This is a genomic window from Janthinobacterium sp. J1-1 (assembly GCF_030944405.1).
GTDB lineage: Bacteria > Pseudomonadota > Gammaproteobacteria > Burkholderiales > Burkholderiaceae_D > Janthinobacterium.
In genome coordinates this window covers 2,001,856-2,018,721 of record NZ_CP132339.1, presented here as the reverse complement: position 1 = coordinate 2,018,721, position 16,866 = coordinate 2,001,856, and the positions used below count along the sequence as shown (strand labels likewise).

The window sequence follows — 16,866 nt, the reverse complement described above, 5'->3', positions numbered from 1 at the left end:
TCGCCTTCACCGTCCCCGCATTGGCGGGGACGACGCGGCGGCAAGAACAATTACTGCGGCTGGGCTGGTGCGCCGCCGGCTTCGGCGGCGTCATCGGCGGCATCGCCCTCTTCGCCCTCGTCATCTTCAGGCGCCTCTTCGCTGCCATCGGCCGGCTTCGGATTGTTTTTCGCTTCCAGCTTGCGCCTGGCTTTTTCCTCGGCTTTCTTCTTCTTTTCCAGCTCTTTTTGCCGTTTTTCGTATTGGAAATTTGTCTTGGCCATTTACTACCTCTTTAATGTTTTGTTGTGACAGATAAGCGCACTAGCCACATTATGACGCAGTTAGGGCAAATGCAAAAATGTTCAGCCTCGCGGATGATGCGCGGCATGCAGCAGTTTCAATCGTTCGCGCGCCACATGGGTATAGATCTGCGTGGTGGAGATATCGGAGTGCCCCAATAACAATTGCACGACGCGCAAGTCGGCGCCGTGGTTCAGCAAATGCGTGGCAAACGCGTGGCGCAAGGTGTGCGGCGACAGCGGCGACGTAATGCCCGCGTGCATCGCGTGTTTCTTGATGATCACCCAGAACATCTGCCGCGTCATGGCGCCGCCACGGCGCGTGACGAACAGGGCGTCATCCATCTGGCCGTCGAGGATAATGGCGCGCGCCTCTTTCAAATAGCGCTCGATCCAGCGCCGCGCCTGCTCGCCGAACGGCACCAGCCGCGTCTTGTCGCCCTTGCCCGTGATGCGCAGCACGCCGTCGTTCAGGCTCAGTTCCACCGCTTTCAGGTCCACCAGTTCCGACACGCGCAGGCCGCTCGCATACATCAGTTCGAGCATCGTACGCTCGCGCAGGCCCAGCGGCGTGGCGACGTCGGGCGCGGCCAGCAACGCTTCCACCTGCGCTTCGCTGAGGGTATGCACGAAGCGCGTCGGCTGTTTGGCCGACACCAGCTTGAGGCAAGGGTCCAGCGTGATGTGCTTGTGGCGCAGCGCCAGCTGGTAAAAGCGCTTGAGCACCGACAGGCGGCGGTTCGACGAGGTCGCCTTGCTGTCCTCGTGGCGGGCGGTGAAATACGCTTCGATGTCGGCGGTGGCGACGTCGTACAGGTTGTCGCGGCCGGGCCGGTTCACTTCCAGCCAGCGCGCGAACAGGCGCATGTCGCGCCGGTAGGCGTCGAGCGAGTTTTTCGACAGGCCGTCTTCCAGCCACAGGCTGTCGCAGAACTCATCGATCAGGGTGGCGTTGTCGGGTGCAAGCAGGCTGTTCATCATCGGCGCGGTCGCGATCAAAACATTAAATGTGGCAAATATACAACTCAGGCTGACTTGTCATGCACCAGAAAGTGGCGCACGCACGATTATGCATGCACCAAGGCCGGGCTGGTACTTGTCTGCGGCGGACGAAAAAAAAGCGCACCAGCTGGTGCGCTTCAAATATTGCTTCACGTTCCCGGTCGTTTGGGTCCGCCGGTGCCGGCTTGTGGCCGCAGACAGCTATGACTCAACAACTTCTGTGAAACGTGTGTCTCCTCAATATATCCCCGGTATCAATACCGTTTTTATAGCCACTCCCCCACCAACTTTGTGACCAATTCTGTGTTGCCGTCTTGCTACCGGGCTGTATAAGCTTATACGTGTTTCCCCGTAACGCTGCTCATCATAACGTATTTAATCTTCAGGATCGACTTTTTTTGCACCATCACAGGGAGCTGTGTTCGCCAGGCAAAAGGCACTGGCGCAAGCGCGGCAAATTGTGGTATGTCACAGAATTGTCACATTTATCTGAATCTTATTTGGCGCTTTCGCGGTTGATGGCCGAAATCCATTCCTTGCCGATGCGCTGCTCCATGCTTTTCTGCACCGGCGCCAGCGCGCGGCGCCACTCGGCCTGCTCCTGCACGCTCAAGGTGTAGATCTGCGTCCTGCCGCTCTTGCGGATCGCTTCCAGCGCCTTGTCGTTGTCGCTCTGGGCGATCGCCTTTTCAAACGTGGTCGCCTCCTTCATGGCTTTTTCCAGCTGGCTGCGGATATCGGATGGCAGCCCATCCCAGAACTTCTTGTTGACGATGACGGCGTAGCCCAGGTAGCCGTGGTTCGAGACGGTCAGGTGCTTTTGCACTTCATGCATCTTTTGCGTGTACATATTGGAAGGCGGGTTTTCCGTGCCGTCGACCACCCCCGTCTGCAAGGCGCGATACGCTTCCGAAAACGCCAGCGCCTGCGGATTGGCGCCCAGCGCGCGCATTTGCGCGTCGAGCACGTTCGACGACTGGATGCGCATTTTCAGGCCCTTGAAGTCGGCCGGGTGGTGCAGCGGGCGGTTGGCCGACATCACCTTGAAGCCATTGTCCCAGTAGGCCAGGCCCGTGATGCCCTTCGGTTCGAGTTTTTTCAGCAGCCCCTTGCCGATGTCGCCTTCGGTGACGTTGTACAGGGCCGTCTTGGTGGGGAAGATATACGGCAGGTCGAAGACTTCGAATTCCTTCACGCCCAGCGGGCCGAACTTGGCCAGCGAGGGCGCCAGCATCTGCACCGCGCCCAGCTGCAGCGCTTCGAGTTCTTCCTTGTCCTTGTACAGCTGGCTGTTCGGATACAGGTCGATGCGGACCTTGCCGCGCGTGGCTTTTTCGGCCAGCAGCTTGAAGCGTTCGGCAGCCTGGCCTTTCGGCGTATCAGGCGCCACCACGTGGCTGAATTTGATGACGATGGTCGCTTGCGCGTGGGCCGGGCCGATCGCGCCGGTACCGATCGCCAGCCAGAACAGGGCCAGCATGGATTTCATGTGCATTGCAGTCTCCGTGGCGAAAACAGATGCCTTATTATGGATCTGCGCCGATAATGTGCGAAATAATGGAACAACACCACTGTGGTTAACCACACTGGCACTACCCCGATAACGCGCTACCCTGCGAGCCATGAAAAATCCGCCCACCCTTGCGCGCCGCCTGCAGTTTACCAGCCCCGTGCGTTGGCTGCTGCCGGTGCTGCTGCTGCTGCTGTTCCTGTCCGTGCTGTTCTGGCTGCCCTGGCAGGCGCGCCAGATGGAAAGCAACGAGCGCCAGGAGCAGCTGATCGCCGATACCTTGTGGGTCGAGCAGACCATCCGCTTCCAGCTGGCGCGCAACGAGGAAAGCCTGTTCAACCTGGGCGCCGACATCGCCAAGGGCGTGCTGCCGGCGTCCAGCGTGCATGAACGGCTGCAGCAGATGCTGCGCAACGGGCGCGAACTGCAGCGCGTGATCTGGCTCGACACCGAAGGCCAGGTCCGCGCTTCGAGCGACCATACCCTGAGCCAGGAGACCCATTTTTCGCCGCTGTCGCTGACGGCCGGCGACAATGCGCGCCGCCTGCACCGGGGCCAGTACGCCCAGCCGGCGCAGCAAAGCGGCTTTCCCGACGCACCGCCCCGCGCCATGCTGATGGATTACCACCAGCCCTTGTACAACGGCCAGCACTATATCGGCAGCCTGGTGGCCACCTACCAGGTCAGCAGCCTGCTCGATGAAATGGTGCCCTGGTGGTTCGCCCAGGACAACCAGATTTCGCTGATCGACCGCGACGACAAGGTGCTGGCGCGGCGCGCCGCCGCCGGCCCTGGCCACGGCGTGTACACCCACAAGCGCGCGCTCGACGTGCCGGGCGCGAACATCACCCTGTTTACCGACAGCGTGAAAAGCCAGCCCAAGCTGCTGCCCAACCTGCTGGTCGGCTCCGTCATCGCGCTGTCGCTGGGTTTGCTGTGGAGCCTGCTGGCCCTGTGGCGCCATATCTCGCGCCGCCTGACGGCCGAAGGCGCGCTGCGCCAGCAGATGCTGTTTCGCACGGCGATGGAAAATTCGCTGGTCACCGGCATGCGCGCGCGCGACCTGGAAGGCCGCGTCACCTACGTGAATCCGGCCTTCTGCCAGATGGTCGGCTACAGCTCGGAAGAAATCCTCGGCCGCCTGCCGCCGATGCCCTACTGGGCGCCCGAGGCAATGGATGAATACCAGCAGCGCTTCGCCAAGGCGCTGGCCGGCAATGTCACGCCGCAGTTCGAAACCCACTTCCAGCGCCCGGACGGCACCCGCGTGCCGGTGCTGATCTTCGAGGCGCCGCTGGTCGACAAGAACGGCAAGCAGACCGGCTGGATGGGTTCCGTACTCGATATCTCGGACCGCAAGCGGGTCGAGGAACTCAATCGCCAGCAGCAGGAAAAGCTGCAGACCAGTTCGCGCCTGGCCACCATGGGCGAGCTGGCGTCGATGCTGGCGCATGAACTGAACCAGCCGCTGGCCGCCATTTCCAGCTACACCACGGGCGCGCTGAACCTGATCACCCGGGCCAGCGACAGCGGCCAGCCGGTGCAGCCGAACACCCTGAAGCCGGCGCTGGAACAGGCCAGCGCGCAGGCGCAGCGGGCCGGCCAGATCATCCGCAGCGTGCACGATTTCGTGCGCAAGAGCGAGCCGCAGCGCCAGGACGTCGATATCCGCACCCTGGTCGACGGCATCCGCGCGCTGATCGACCTGCAGGCGCGCAAATTCTATGTCACCATCCTGGAAGAACTGCCGCCCGAACTGCCGCTGCTGCATGCCGATCCGGTGATGATCGAACAAGTACTGCTGAACCTGACGCGCAACGCCATCGAGGCGATGCAGGACGCGGCGCCCGGACGGCGTATCATGCGCCTGCGCGCCAGTTACGACGCGCGGCAGGAAATGGTGACGGTGGACGTGATCGACCAGGGCCACGGCATACCGGCCGACGTGGCGGAACGGCTGTTTTCGCCGTTTTTCTCGACCAAGGCCGAAGGCATGGGCATGGGCCTCAATATCTGCCGCACCGCCATCGAGTTCCATGGCGGCGCGCTGACTTTTGGTGCGAACCCGGCCGGCGGCACCATCTTCACCTTCAGCGTGCCGGCCGTGCCGCGCGCCGCGGAAACGCATAACCACTAACGCATAACGACAGCAACGCTGTCACCGGAGAGACCATGCTGCATATTATCGACGACGAAGAAGTAGTGCGCGATTCCCTGTCCTGGCTGGCCGCCTCGCGCAGCATCGAGGCACGCAGCTACGCCAGCGGACAGCAGTTCCTCGACAGCCTCGACGGCACGTTTGACGAACAGGGCGACTGCGTGCTGCTCGACGTGCGCATGCCCGACATGAACGGCATCGCCCTGTTCGACCAGCTGGTCAAGCGCGACCTGACGGCGCGCCTGCCGGTGATTTTCCTCACCGGCCACGGCGACGTGCCGATGGCGGTCGACAGCCTGAAACGGGGCGCCTTCGATTTTTTTGAAAAGCCGTTCAACGACAACGACCTGATGGACCGCGTGCAGCAAGGCCTGGCCAATTCGCGCCAGGCCGGCGAACTGGCCGCCGTGCACGCGCGCCTGGCCACCCTGTCGACGCGCGAGCGCGAAGTGCTGGACCTGATTTTGGCCGGCAAGATGAACAAGGTGGTGGCCGACAAGCTGGGCATCAGCATGCGCACGGTGGAAGTCCACCGCGCGCATATCTTCGACAAGATGCAGGTCAAGACGGCGGTGGAGCTGGCGGGGTTGTTGAAGTGATAGCGGTGATGCTGCGGGTGGTGTCGGATTACGCTGGCCTGCGGCCAGCTAATCCGACCTACGGCGTCATTTACAGCGTAGGTCGGGTTAGGCCGCAGGCCGTAACCCGACACCACCACCGGCGTATGCATCAATCATCATGCCGTTCATGGTGTTCTGCCGCGCCATGCTTCCAGTAACTGGCCACATGCAGATGCTGCTTGGCCACGCCGGCGTCAATGAAATGCCCGCGCAAGCCCTGCACCTGCGCATGCTCGCACGCCACCCACACATAGCCGTCGCCCACTTGCGGCAAGGCGATCCTGCGCAGCGCTTCCAGCAATAGCGCGCCGCTGCGGCCATTGCGCCCGACCCAGTGAATATCGACCTGCGCTGACGATTCCAGCGCGACCTGCTCGCCGTCATCCACGGTTTCAATCACGGCAATCGCGCGCGCGCCGGCCGGCAGTTGTTCCAGGCGCCGTGCGATGGCCGGCAGGGCCGTCTGGTCGCCGACCAGCACATACCAGTCGAAGTCGAGCGGCACCACCATCGAGCCGCGCGGCCCGCCCACGCCCAGCGTCTGGCCCGGTGCCGCCTGCGCGGCCCAGGTCGACGCCGGCCCGTCGCCATGCAGCACGAAGTCGATCTCGAGCTCGCCCTTGAGCGTATCGTGGCGGCGCGGCGTGTAGTTGCGGGCGATCGGGCGCGCGCCTTCGGCGTACTGGACCGGGTTGGCGCCGCTGCCCAGGGTCGGGAATACCGGCTGCGTGTCGCCGGGCGCGGGGAAAAACAGTTTCACGTGGTCATCGTGCGACGGCGACACAAAGCCTTCCAGGTCGCCGCCGGCCAGGGTGATGCGGCGCATGTGCGCCGTCAGTTCCTCGGTGCGCACCACGGTCAGCACGCGCAGTTTCAGTTCATGGCGCAGGCGTTCGATGGTGTGCGGGCGCGGGGGAGTGTTTGCTGCTTCAGTCATGGTCTATCCTTTTTCTGTGGCGTTCAGTGGCCGTCGACGATCTCGTTGGCGGCTTTTTCGAGGATCGCGGCCACTCTGTCGGTCTGCTCGTCGCTCCAGCTGGTTTTGTTCAGCAGCAGCGCATGCTTCAGGGTATGCATGGCCTGGTGCAGGCGCTCGGGCAGCGCGCGGCGCGCCTGTGCCCGGGCGAACATGTCGAGGCGGGCCAGGATGCCGTCGACCTGGGCACGGTTCGCGTCGAGATGCGCGCGGCCCAGTTCGGTGATGGTGTACAGTTTCTTGCCATTGCCGCTATCGGACGCCGTCACCTGGTCCTGCTCTTCGAGCAGGGTCAAGGTCGGGTAGACGGCGCCCGGGCTGGGTGCATAGGCGCCGGCGCAACGCTCTTCGATGGCCTTGATGATTTCATAACCGTGGCGCGGGCTGATCTCGATCAGCGCCAGCACGATCAGGGGCAGGTCGCCGCGGCCAAACACGCGCTCGGCCCGTTCGCCACGGCCGCCGGGTCCGCCGCGCCCCATGCCATCGCCGCGTTCGCCGCCGTTGCCGTCGAAGCCGCCGCGTGGACCGCGGCCGTGCATATCCATGCGCTCATGACGATGATGGTGATGATGGCCGCAATCGCCGTGTTGATGATGATGGTGATGATGGTGGCCGCCCTGGCCTTGTTCCGTATGGTGTGAGTTTCTCATGTTGTCTCTTCTTTAAAGATATATCGTTAGTAGGTATCGCCATTTTATAACGATATATCGATAAGTCAAGAAGAAATTTGCTATGCTCGCTTTTTCATCCTCGGGAGGCGCCATGGCGGACAAGACGGTCGCAGAAAAAATGTATGTGAAAAATGCCGGGACCCTGGCCGTGCTCAACGACCTTGGAGAACATGCGGCACTGCTGGCCACGCTGCCAGCCGAACGCATGGCGGGCGCAGGGCAAGCGGCCGACTGGCTGCTGCTGTTCGCGCGCAGCCGGGTCGAGCTGGAACAGCATATGCCACCGGCGCAGGCGCGCCTGGCGCCGGGCGGCGCGCTGTGGGTCGGCTATATCAAGGGGGGAGTCAAGGCGGGCAGCGATATCGATCGCGACAGCATCCGCGCATACGCGCAGGCGCGGGGCCTGGACAGCGTGGCGATGATCGCCATCGACGCGCGCTGGTCGGCGCTGAGATTGAAGCAGGGCTAACTGATGCCGTGCAGCGCCAGCGCCCATTCGACATGCTCGCGCACGATCCCGGACGGATGGTCGCGCCGCGACAGCAGCGCCGCGACGATATCGGGCTGTCCCCTGGCCTTGGCCGCCGCATTGCCCATGCCGACGGCCAGGTTGCGCAGCCAGCGTTCGTGGCCGATGCGGCGGATCGCGCTGCCTTCCATGCGGCGGTTGAACTCTTCTTCGGTCCAGGCGAACAGTTCGACCATGCCGGCGCTGCCCAGGCTGTGGCGCTCGTCGAAATCGGGCACCACGGCGCGCTGGGCGAACTTGTTCCACGGGCAGACGGTCTGGCAGTCGTCGCAGCCATACACCTTGTTGCCGATCAGCGGGCGCATCTCGACGGGGATCGCGCCCTTCAGTTCGATGGTCAGGTAGGAGATGCAGCGGCGCGCGTCCAGCTGGTGCGGCCCCAGGATGGCCTGCGTCGGGCAGACGGTAATGCAGGCCGAGCACTGGCCGCAGTGCGGCGTTTCGGGCGCGTCGACCGGCAGCGGCACGTCGACCAGGATCTCGCCGAGGAAAAAGAAGGAGCCGCCCTGGCGGTTGATCAGCAAGGTGTGCTTGCCGCGCCAGCCCAGGCCCGCCTTGGTGGCCAGTTCGACTTCCATCACGGGCGCCGAATCGCTGAACACGCGGTAGCCGAAGTCGCCGATCTCGCCCTTGATGCGTTCGGCCAGCTGCTGCAATCGCGAGCGCATCACCTTGTGGTAGTCGCGGCCGCGCGCATACACCGAGATCACGGCGGCCGTCGGATCGGCATCGCGCGCCGCTTCCTGCGCGCGCCAGTCCGGTCCCATCGCCGGCGGCAGGTAATTCATGCGCGCGCTGATGGCGCGCACCGTGCCCGGCACCAGTTCGGCCGGGCGCGCACGCTTCATGCCGTGGCTGGCCATGTAGTCCATCTCGCCGTGATACCCTGCGTCCAGCCAGGCCTGCAAGGGCGCCTCCATGTGCGACAGGTCGACGTCGGCGATGCGTACATCGGCAAAACCGAGCTCGCGCCCCCATTGCCTGATGGTGCGCGCTAAAGCAGCGAGATCGGTGACGGTGGCGGACATAGGAAACTTTACGAAGTGCGGCAGGGGCGCTGGCGGTTACAATGACTGATGCGCGCAGGCGCAGCGGCCTCTATTTTATGCGATACCGACGACCATGACAGAACACTTCAAAGCCCATCTTCACGATGAAGCCGGCACGGCCGCCTTGGGCGCCGCCCTGGCGCGCGCGCTGGCGCCGGGAATGGCGATCTATCTGCACGGCGACCTGGGCGCCGGCAAGACGGCCCTCACGCGCGCCCTGCTGCACGCGGCCGGCCATGCGGGCCACGTGAAAAGCCCGACCTATACCCTGTCCGAGCCCTACACGGTGCAACTGGACGGCCAGGCCGTGCAGGTGATCCACTTCGACCTGTACCGCATGGCCAGCGCGGAAGAATTCCTCGATGCGGGCTTTCGCGAAGACTTCGACGGCCATAATATCTGCATTATCGAGTGGCCGGAAAAAGCCTATCCGGTGCTGCCGCCGGCCGACCTCGATATTTACCTGAACGTTGCGGGCACAGGCCGTGATGTAGAATTGCAAGCGTCTTCTGAATTGGGTCTGTCATGCCTCCAACGTCTCAAATTCGCCCCGAACCTTTGATATCGTCGCCGATCACACGGCGTACGGTACTGAAGGCCGGCGGCACCCTGCTGTTGTCCGTGTTCGCGCCGATGTCGGCGATGGCGGCGCAAATCCTCGCCGTGCGCGTCTGGCCGGCCGACGACTACACCCGCGTCACGCTGGAAAACGACAGCATCCTGAAGGCGACCCACTTTATCGTCAAGGACCCGGAACGGCTGGTGGTCGACATCGAAGGACTGGAACTCAATCCCACGCTCAAGGGCCTGGTGGCCAAGATCCAGTCGAACGACCCATATATCAAGCAGGTGCGCGTGGGCCAGAACCGGCCCAACGTGGTGCGGCTGGTATTCGACCTGAAGGAAGAAGTGCGCCCGCAGCTGTTTACCCTGCCGCCGGCCGGCTCCTACAACCACCGCCTGATTTTCGATTTGTATCCGGTGCAGGAACCGGACCTGATCGCGCAGATGATCGAAAAAGGCGACTGGTCGAGCGACCCGGGCAAGCCTTTGATGACCGACACGCACACGCCGCCGCCCGCCCTGCCCCTGCCCGAGAGCGGCAAGCCGCCGCTGGTGGTGGTGATACCGGGCGTGCCGGCCACGCCCACCCTGCCGGCGATCCGGCCCGACCTGCGCCCGGAACAGCGTCCCGAAACGCGCCCCCAGCCGGGCCAGAAAGTGGTGCGCATGATTACGGTGGCGCTCGACCCCGGCCATGGCGGCGAGGACCCGGGCGCCAGCGGGCGCCGCGGCAGCCGGGAAAAAGACGTGGTGCTGGCGATTGCCAAGCGCCTGAAAGCCAAGCTGGAACTGCTGCCGAACATGCGCGTCATGCTCACGCGCGACGCCGACTTCTTCGTGCCGCTCGGCATGCGGGTGGAAAAAGCGCGCAAGGTGCAGGCCGACCTGTTCGTCTCCATCCACGCCGACGCCTTCGTGCAGCCGACCGCGCGCGGCTCGTCGGTGTTTGTGCTGTCCGAAAAAGGCGCATCGTCGAGCGCCGCCCGCTGGCTGGCCGACAAGGAAAACCAGGCCGACCTGATCGGCGGCGTGAATGTGGGTAACCACGACAAGCAACTGGCCAGCGTGCTGCTCGACCTGTCGACCACGGCGCAGATCAATGACAGCATGAAGCTGGGTGCGGCCGTGCTGCGCGAAATTGGCGGCATCAACCGCCTGCACAAGGGCTCGGTCGAGCAGGCCGGCTTCGCCGTGCTGAAAGCGCCCGACATCCCCTCCATCCTGATCGAGACCGCCTTCATCTCCAATCCGGAAGAAGAAGCCAAGCTGACCGACAACGGCTACCAGGACCAGATGGCCGACGCCATCGTCACTGGCATCAAGAATTATTTTGCGAAAAATCCGCCGCTGGCGAAAAGCCGCATGACCTGACAGGAACACAAGCATGAGCAAGAACACATTTGGCCAGCTGCCGGCCGTGACCATCCGCGCCGCCGATGGCGCGCAGGCGACGGTAACGCTGTATGGCGGCCACCTGGTGTCATGGCGCGGCAGCGATGGCCGCGAACGCCTGTTCTGCAGCCGCGAATCAAAACTGGACGGCAGCCGCGCCATCCGCGGCGGCGTACCCGTGATCTTCCCGCAATTCGGCGCGCGCGGCGCCGGCATGCGCCACGGCTTTGCCCGCGTCGCGACCTGGCAGGAGGCGGCCAGCGGGACCGACAACGGCGCCGCCTGGACCGAATTCACCCTTACCCAAGACGACCTGCCGCAGGCGATCGCCGCCGCCTGGCCGTTCGACTTCGCCCTGCGCCTGCGCGTGACGGTGCAGGCATCATCGCTGGAGATCGGCCTGGCCGTGCACAACACGGGCAGCCAGCCCTTCCCGTTCTCGGCCGCCCTGCACAGCTATTTCGCCATCGATGCACTGGACCAGGCGCGCATTACCGGCCTGCAGCGCGTGCGCTATTCGGAAGAGACGCCGCCGGACGCGCTGCAGGCGGAAGAGGTGCTGCAGTTTGCCGACAAGCTCGATCGCATCTATCACCAGTTGCCCGGCCCCTTGCAGCTCGAATCGGGCGGCGACACCTTGCGCCTGGCGCAGCAGGGTTTTACCGATGCGGTGATATGGAATCCGGGCGCGCAGGATGCGGCCGCCCTGCCCGACCTGGCCGACGACGAATACCCGCGTTTTGTCTGCATCGAAGCGGCCCTGATCCAGCCGGACTTGCTGGCCGCCGGCGCCGAATGGCACGGCAGCCAGCAGCTTCAATTCACCTAAGAGTGCCTGAAAAAGTCCAGGGCTAGGCGCCGTGCCGAAGGCAGTACGACTAGTACGACGAGGCATGGCAACAACGCCATGGGCTTTTTCCAGGCGCTCTTAGAGCCTATCCCAGTAGTGAGCGTCTTCTGCTTGCAGCTCATCAGGAGCGCGGACAAGGCGCGAGGAGGCGGCATGGCGAGCCATGCAACGACGAGCAACGCAGTCCCCGCTTCTGAGGGGCGCCAGCAGGGGGCGTATTCATCTACTGGGATAGGCTCTTAGTTCGATTCCTTGATAATGCGGCCATTGGTGGCTTGCACTGGGCGTGCGTTCAGCGGATACAGCCGGCTGAACAGCGCCATCTGCGCAGCCGATGCCTGCACCGGCTGCTTCATCACCAGCCACAGCACGTTTTCGCTGCACGGCGGCTGCTCCATCGATCCCATGTAGGTGTAGTAGTCGCGCCGCGTGGGCACCATCTCCATCGGGTCCAGCAAAATCGATGGGCTCATGGTGTCGAATTTTTCCAGCGGCAGGTTGTTCCAGACGGTCTGGATGGTCGCCTGCGGCGTGCCGCGTTCGAGCATCAGCGCCAGGATGGCCTGGCGGCCCTCGGCGTCGCGGTGCACCAGGTGCACCACCATCTCATACGTCTTGCCATTGATGCGGTCGCCCGACGGCCGGTGAAAATGGAACTGCTGCAGCTCGAACATGCGGTTCTGCACCGTGATGTAGTTGCCGCTGCCCACCGCCACCTGCACCGTGTGGCCATTGTCGACCACGTTGAACGACGAGGGGTGGTAGTCAAAGCTGATCTGTTCCAGTTCCACCTTCATGCCGTCGCGGATATCGATCGGCGACTGGCGGTTGCCGCTGCTGCACTTGCCCCAGTCCACATTGATCTTGCTCCAGTTGGCCGGGCCGCTGTCGCCTTCGTACGACCAGTGCGTGCCGCGCGCCACCGGTGGCGGCGGTGGCGGCACGGCTTTCGCCACGGTGGCGCGCTTGGCGCGGGCGGCGGCGCGGGCGGCCTGGGTGGCGCGCATTTCCGCCAGGCGCGCCGCGATGCGTTCGGACAGGTCGACTTCGGCCGCCTCTTCCTTGTCGCGCGCGGTGGGCGCCACGGTGACGGGCGGCTTGCCCTTGACGGACTCGGTCAGGGTTTTCATGGCCGCCGCGCGCTCGGAGGCGGAGGCGGGCGCGGACGCAGGCACGGGAGTCTTGCCGGCGGGGACCAGCGGCGTGGGGGCATCTTTGGCGCTTGCCATCGCCGTCATCACGGCCAGGCTGCAAGCTAACAGGGCGCTCAAATGTCGCATGGAAATCCAGAAAGTAAGAGTACTCTCTGGTTTACGGCTGGAAACATCCAAAACTTGAATGACGGGGAAGGACAACAGGACCGACAGAAGGGAAAAACCGGCTGCGGGGCGCGATTGCCCCGCAGCCGTTTGCTGCTTTACGCCGAGCGGGCCGTCATTTTCTTGTACAGTTTCCAGATGCCGCCCAGCGCCACCGGCACCACGGCGGCGCCCACGCCGATCAGCACGATCAGGGTCAGGTGGTCGCGGATCCATGGAATATTGCCGAAGAAGTAGCCGGCCGTGACCAGGCCCACCACCCACAGCAGGGCGCCCGTGACGTTGTACATCTGGAAGCGCGCATGCGTCATGTCGGAAATGCCGGCCACGAACGGCGCGAAGGTGCGCACCACCGGCACGAAGCGCGCCAGGATAATCGTCTTGCCGCCATGCTTTTCAAAAAACTCATGCGTGCGGCGCATGGCGTCCTTGTTGATCCAGCGGTAATCGTGGGTAAACACCCTTTGCCCGATCGCCTCGCCTATCCAGTAATTGAGGGTATTGCCGGTGATGGCGGCCGTGACCAGCAGCGCGATCAGCAAGCCCAGGTGCATCTGGCCGGTCGCGCAAAAAGCGCCGGCGATAAACAGCAGCGTATCCCCAGGAAAGAAAAACAGCACCACCAGGCCTGTTTCACAAAAAATAATGGCAAACAAGACCGCATACACGAGCGTGCCGTACTGTTCAATCAAGATACCGAGTGTCTTGTCGACATGGACAATCATGTCGAGGAATTGCACAAAATCCATATTTTTTTCCCTAAAGGTAGCGCCGGAATCATACACCACCGGGCCTGCGCGACGGCAGTCCCCGGGCCACTATTTCGTGATTAATTTTTCAGCGCCCGGGCATGTGTGGCATGCGGTGTGACATTTTAAGGCCAGGTTAAGGAAACCGGGCGCCGCCAGTCTTGCGGCACGACATGCCGGCGCGCTTTTGCGCCATGCTTCTCCTTCCGAAATATTGCCATTCCGTTATACACTTTCCGCCGGGCGCAAACCGCGCCGACCAGGAGAATCCATGCGACCGAACCACCTCACGACACTGGCCATCGCCGCCGCCATCGGCGCGGCGCTGCCGTCCTTGCATGCCGCCACCATCCGTGCGCCGGCCGAATTGCCCGCCAAACAGACGGTGGCCGACGTTATCAAGGCTTCCACGCCGGCCGACTGGCGCGCGCTGGACCCGGCCAATACGCTGTACCTGGAGATCGCCGCCGGGCGCATCGTGATCGAACTGGCGCCCGAGTTCGCGCCAAAACACGTGGCCAATATCAAGGCGCTGGTGGACGAGCAGTATTACGACGGCCTGGCCATCACGCGCGCGCAGGACAACTGGGTGGCGCAGTGGGGCGATCCCGATGAAAAAAATCCCAGGCCCATCAAGCACGCGCAGCGCACCCTGCCCGGCGAATTCACGGTGCCGCTGAAAACCGTCACCAGCTTCACGCGTCTGAAGGACATCGATGGCTATGCGCCGCAAGTGGGCCACTCGAACGGTTTTCCGTCCGCACGCGACCCGAAAAGCGGCACCGCCTGGCTGGCGCACTGCTACGCCACCGTCGGCGTGGGCCGCGACGTCGGCAGCGACAGCGGCGGTGGCACCGAACTGTACGCCGTGATCGGCCAGTCGCCGCGCCACCTGGACCGCGATATCACGGTGGTCGGGCGCGTCGTGTCCGGCATGCCATTATTGTCGACCCTGCCGCGCGGCGCGGCGCCGATGGGCTTTTACGACAGCCCGGACAAGAACGTGCCGATCAAGTCCGTGCGCCTGGCGTCCGATGTGCCGCCTGAACAGCGCGTGCGGATGGAGGTGATGCGCACCGACAGCGCCGCCTACCAGGCCGTGCTGGAAGCCCAGCGCAACCGGGGCGGACCGTGGAGCAAGGTGCAGGCCGGGCATGTCGACCTGTGCAATGCGCCGATACCGGTGCGCGAGGTGGGGAAATAAGCGCCACGCCAGCCACGCTATAATCACGGCATGAACGCTCCCATCACGCCCCACCGTCCGATCCAGGCCCTGCCTGACCAGTTGATTTCGCAAATCGCCGCCGGCGAGGTGGTCGAGCGGCCCTCGGCGGTGGTCAAGGAATTGCTGGAAAACGCGCTCGACTCGGGCGCCACGCAGATCACCGTGCGGCTGGAAGAAGGCGGCGTGAAGCGCATCGCGATCACCGACAACGGCCGCGGCATCGACAAGGATCAATTGCCGCTGGCCCTGGCGCGCCACGCCACCTCCAAGATCGCTTCGCTGCACGACCTGGAAAACGTGGGTACCCTGGGCTTTCGCGGCGAGGCGCTGGCCTCGATCGCGTCGGTCGCGGCCGTCACCGTCACCTCGCGCACGGCGGACGCCGCCCACGCCTGGGAAATCGTCGGCTCGCACAATGGCACGGTAACGCCCTCGTCGGGCGCGCAGGGCACCACGGTCGATGTGCAGGACCTGTATTTCAATACGCCCGCGCGGCGCAAATTCCTCAAGTCCGAACAGACCGAATACGGCCACTGCGCCGAAGTCGTGCGCCGCATCGCGCTGGCGCGGCCCGACGTGTCGTTCTCGCTGTCGCACAACGGCCGCACCATCGACCAGTGGAACATCAGCGAACTGGCCAAGCGCAGCGCGCATATCCTCGGCAATGACTTTGCCGAAGCACGCCTGGCGCTGGACGAAGCGGCCGGCAGCCTGCGCCTGCACGGCTTTGCCGGCTTGCCGACGGCGTCCAAGGCGCGTGCCGACGGCCAGTTCTTTTATGTCAACGGGCGCTTCGTGCGCGACAAGTTGCTGGTGCACGCGGTGCGCATGGCCTACCAGGACGTGCTGCACGGCGACCGTTTTCCCTCGTATGTGCTGGCGCTCGACCTCGATCCGTCGCTGGTCGACGTCAATGTCCACCCGTCGAAGATCGAAGTGCGCTTCCGCGACAGCCGCTCGGTGCACCAGTTCGTCTTCCACGCGGTGCAGCGCGCGCTGGCGCAGACCTCGGCCACGGCCTTTGGCAGCGTGCCGGCGCCCTTGCCGGCCGCCTCCACCTTGGGCGGCGATACGGGTGCAGGCCTGGGTGGTCCCGGCCTGTGGCGCCGCGAGCAGACCCAGACCTCGTTCGGCGCCCAGTTCACGAACACGTTTGCGCCCGCGCCCGCTGGCGGCAGCATGCCCTTCTTTGCCGAGGCACCGGGCGTGGCGCAAGACACGGCCGCCTATGGCGCGCTGTTCGCCGGCTCGCCGTCGCCCATCACCCAAATATCACCTTACGTCGCCTCGGCCGAAGCGATGGCGCGCGAAGAGTACCCGCTCGGTTTTGCCCTGGCCCAGCTGCACGGCATTTATATTCTGGCGCAGAACACCAAGGGCCTGGTGCTGGTCGACATGCACGCGGCCCACGAACGCATCCTGTACGAACAGCTGAAAAACGCGCTGCAGGCGCAGGTATCGGGCCAGGACATGCAGGTGCAGGCGCTGCTGATCCCGGTGACGTTTTATGCCGACGCGATCGAAGTGTCGACCGCCAATGAAAACCAGGAGACGTTAAAAGCGCTGGGCTTCGATATCGCCGCCCTCTCGCCCACCACCCTGGCCGTGCGCAGCGTGCCGACCCTGCTGAAAAACGCCGACGCGCAGACGCTGGCGCGCGACGTGCTGCGCGACGTGCGCGAATACGGCGGCTCGCGCGTGCTGATCGAGCGCCAGAACGAACTCCTGGGCACCCTCGCCTGCCACACGGCCGTGCGCGCCAACCGCATCCTGTCGGTGCAGGAAATGAACGCCCTGTTGCGCCAGATGGAAAGCACGGAACGGGCCGACCAGTGCAACCACGGAAGGCCGACCTGGGTGCAGGTCGAGATCAATGCGCTGGACAAGCTCTTCCTGCGCGGCCAATAACTTTTAACCCCAACCGCAAATTCTGGGGTCGGACCCTGAGGGTCCGACCCCGGCAGTCGC

16 protein-coding genes are annotated in these 16,866 nt (G+C 64.1%); 8 read left to right on the top strand and 8 right to left on the bottom strand.

Annotated elements, in window-relative coordinates:
- Nucleotides 1-50: 50 nt before the first annotated feature.
- From Q8L25_RS09135 to Q8L25_RS09125, 3 genes are all read right to left on the bottom strand, one after another.
- Complete coding sequence (locus tag Q8L25_RS09135) at nt 51-263, bottom strand: hypothetical protein (RefSeq protein WP_308924560.1); 213 nt, start codon at nt 261-263, stop codon at nt 51-53.
- A gap of 81 nt (nt 264-344) precedes the next feature.
- On the bottom strand, nt 345-1,262 hold the full coding sequence (xerD, locus tag Q8L25_RS09130; RefSeq protein ID WP_308924559.1) for a site-specific tyrosine recombinase XerD: 918 nt from the start codon (nt 1,260-1,262) through the stop codon (nt 345-347).
- A 517-nt stretch (nt 1,263-1,779) separates the two neighbouring features.
- The gene (locus tag Q8L25_RS09125) at nt 1,780-2,772 is read right to left on the bottom strand and encodes a TRAP transporter substrate-binding protein (protein ID WP_374694295.1); all 993 of its coding nucleotides are present in this window, start codon (nt 2,770-2,772) and stop codon (nt 1,780-1,782) included.
- 133 nt (nt 2,773-2,905) lie between these two features.
- Here Q8L25_RS09125 and Q8L25_RS09120 point away from each other — a divergent pair, with 133 nt between their 5' ends.
- Complete coding sequence (locus Q8L25_RS09120; RefSeq protein ID WP_308924557.1) at nt 2,906-4,930, top strand: PAS domain S-box protein; 2,025 nt, start codon at nt 2,906-2,908, stop codon at nt 4,928-4,930.
- A 35-nt stretch (nt 4,931-4,965) separates the two neighbouring features.
- Complete coding sequence (locus Q8L25_RS09115) at nt 4,966-5,550, top strand: response regulator (RefSeq protein WP_308924556.1); 585 nt, start codon at nt 4,966-4,968, stop codon at nt 5,548-5,550.
- Nucleotides 5,551-5,680: 130 nt separating this feature from the next.
- On the opposite strand, the gene Q8L25_RS09110 is transcribed toward Q8L25_RS09115, so the two are convergent.
- Nucleotides 5,681-6,508, bottom strand: a complete 828-nt coding sequence (locus Q8L25_RS09110) for a siderophore-interacting protein (RefSeq protein WP_308924555.1) — start codon at nt 6,506-6,508, stop codon at nt 5,681-5,683.
- 23 nt (nt 6,509-6,531) lie between these two features.
- Complete coding sequence (locus Q8L25_RS09105; RefSeq protein ID WP_308924554.1) at nt 6,532-7,200, bottom strand: PadR family transcriptional regulator; 669 nt, start codon at nt 7,198-7,200, stop codon at nt 6,532-6,534.
- A 112-nt stretch (nt 7,201-7,312) separates the two neighbouring features.
- Between Q8L25_RS09105 and Q8L25_RS09100 the strand changes: the two genes are divergently transcribed.
- Nucleotides 7,313-7,690 carry a DUF3052 domain-containing protein gene (locus tag Q8L25_RS09100; protein ID WP_308924553.1) on the top strand — a complete coding sequence of 126 codons (378 nt, stop codon included), beginning with the start codon at nt 7,313-7,315 and terminating at the stop codon, nt 7,688-7,690.
- Here Q8L25_RS09100 and queG read toward each other — a convergent pair.
- Nucleotides 7,687-8,778: a tRNA epoxyqueuosine(34) reductase QueG gene (gene queG, locus Q8L25_RS09095; protein ID WP_308924552.1), complete on the bottom strand. Its 1,092-nt coding sequence runs from the start codon at nt 8,776-8,778 to the stop codon at nt 7,687-7,689. The genes Q8L25_RS09100 and queG overlap by 4 nt on opposite strands.
- A 94-nt stretch (nt 8,779-8,872) precedes the next feature.
- Here queG and tsaE point away from each other — a divergent pair, with 94 nt between their 5' ends.
- From tsaE to Q8L25_RS09080, 3 genes are read left to right on the top strand one after another with little or no spacing between them, the layout of a single operon-like run.
- Nucleotides 8,873-9,361 carry a tRNA (adenosine(37)-N6)-threonylcarbamoyltransferase complex ATPase subunit type 1 TsaE gene (gene tsaE / locus Q8L25_RS09090; RefSeq protein ID WP_308924551.1) on the top strand — a complete coding sequence of 163 codons (489 nt, stop codon included), beginning with the start codon at nt 8,873-8,875 and terminating at the stop codon, nt 9,359-9,361.
- Nucleotides 9,325-10,734, top strand: a complete 1,410-nt coding sequence (locus Q8L25_RS09085; RefSeq protein WP_308924550.1) for an N-acetylmuramoyl-L-alanine amidase — start codon at nt 9,325-9,327, stop codon at nt 10,732-10,734. Before tsaE ends, Q8L25_RS09085 begins: the two co-directional genes overlap by 37 nt.
- Before the next feature lie 13 nt (nt 10,735-10,747).
- A complete protein-coding gene (locus tag Q8L25_RS09080) occupies nt 10,748-11,584 on the top strand; it encodes a D-hexose-6-phosphate mutarotase (RefSeq protein WP_308924549.1) in 837 nt (278 codons plus the stop codon).
- Between the two features lie 260 nt (nt 11,585-11,844).
- Here Q8L25_RS09080 and Q8L25_RS09075 read toward each other — a convergent pair whose 3' ends face one another.
- Nucleotides 11,845-12,885: a carbonic anhydrase family protein gene (locus tag Q8L25_RS09075; protein WP_308924548.1), complete on the bottom strand. Its 1,041-nt coding sequence runs from the start codon at nt 12,883-12,885 to the stop codon at nt 11,845-11,847.
- Nucleotides 12,886-13,022: 137 nt separating this feature from the next.
- A complete protein-coding gene (locus Q8L25_RS09070) occupies nt 13,023-13,673 on the bottom strand; it encodes a VTT domain-containing protein (protein WP_308924547.1) in 651 nt (216 codons plus the stop codon).
- Nucleotides 13,674-13,944: 271 nt separating this feature from the next.
- On the opposite strand from Q8L25_RS09070, the gene Q8L25_RS09065 reads away from it, so the two are divergent.
- The gene (locus Q8L25_RS09065) at nt 13,945-14,877 is read left to right on the top strand and encodes a peptidylprolyl isomerase (RefSeq protein ID WP_308924546.1); all 933 of its coding nucleotides are present in this window, start codon (nt 13,945-13,947) and stop codon (nt 14,875-14,877) included.
- A 30-nt stretch (nt 14,878-14,907) separates the two neighbouring features.
- Nucleotides 14,908-16,806: a DNA mismatch repair endonuclease MutL gene (mutL, locus tag Q8L25_RS09060; RefSeq protein WP_308924545.1), complete on the top strand. Its 1,899-nt coding sequence runs from the start codon at nt 14,908-14,910 to the stop codon at nt 16,804-16,806.
- Nucleotides 16,807-16,866 lie beyond the last annotated feature (60 nt).

Excerpts from the sequence above, each read along its gene's own strand:
- Q8L25_RS09080 (WP_308924549.1), top strand. The coding sequence starts at position 10,748 with ATGAGCAAGAACACATTTGGCCAGCTGCCGGCCGTGACCATCCGCGCC.
- Q8L25_RS09065 (WP_308924546.1), top strand. The coding sequence starts at position 13,945 with ATGCGACCGAACCACCTCACGACACTGGCCATCGCCGCCGCCATCGGC.
- Q8L25_RS09120 (WP_308924557.1), top strand. The coding sequence starts at position 2,906 with ATGAAAAATCCGCCCACCCTTGCGCGCCGCCTGCAGTTTACCAGCCCC.
- Q8L25_RS09125 (WP_374694295.1), bottom strand. The coding sequence starts at position 2,772 with ATGAAATCCATGCTGGCCCTGTTCTGGCTGGCGATCGGTACCGGCGCG.
- xerD (WP_308924559.1), bottom strand. The coding sequence starts at position 1,262 with ATGATGAACAGCCTGCTTGCACCCGACAACGCCACCCTGATCGATGAG.
- Q8L25_RS09070 (WP_308924547.1), bottom strand. The coding sequence starts at position 13,673 with ATGGATTTTGTGCAATTCCTCGACATGATTGTCCATGTCGACAAGACA.
- queG (WP_308924552.1), bottom strand. The coding sequence starts at position 8,778 with ATGTCCGCCACCGTCACCGATCTCGCTGCTTTAGCGCGCACCATCAGG.
- Q8L25_RS09100 (WP_308924553.1), top strand. The coding sequence starts at position 7,313 with ATGGCGGACAAGACGGTCGCAGAAAAAATGTATGTGAAAAATGCCGGG.
- Q8L25_RS09135 (WP_308924560.1), bottom strand. The coding sequence starts at position 263 with ATGGCCAAGACAAATTTCCAATACGAAAAACGGCAAAAAGAGCTGGAA.
- mutL (WP_308924545.1), top strand. The coding sequence starts at position 14,908 with ATGAACGCTCCCATCACGCCCCACCGTCCGATCCAGGCCCTGCCTGAC.
- Q8L25_RS09105 (WP_308924554.1), bottom strand. The coding sequence starts at position 7,200 with ATGAGAAACTCACACCATACGGAACAAGGCCAGGGCGGCCACCATCAT.
- Q8L25_RS09075 (WP_308924548.1), bottom strand. The coding sequence starts at position 12,885 with ATGCGACATTTGAGCGCCCTGTTAGCTTGCAGCCTGGCCGTGATGACG.
- tsaE (WP_308924551.1), top strand. The coding sequence starts at position 8,873 with ATGACAGAACACTTCAAAGCCCATCTTCACGATGAAGCCGGCACGGCC.
- Q8L25_RS09115 (WP_308924556.1), top strand. The coding sequence starts at position 4,966 with ATGCTGCATATTATCGACGACGAAGAAGTAGTGCGCGATTCCCTGTCC.
- Q8L25_RS09110 (WP_308924555.1), bottom strand. The coding sequence starts at position 6,508 with ATGACTGAAGCAGCAAACACTCCCCCGCGCCCGCACACCATCGAACGC.
- Q8L25_RS09085 (WP_308924550.1), top strand. The coding sequence starts at position 9,325 with ATGCCTCCAACGTCTCAAATTCGCCCCGAACCTTTGATATCGTCGCCG.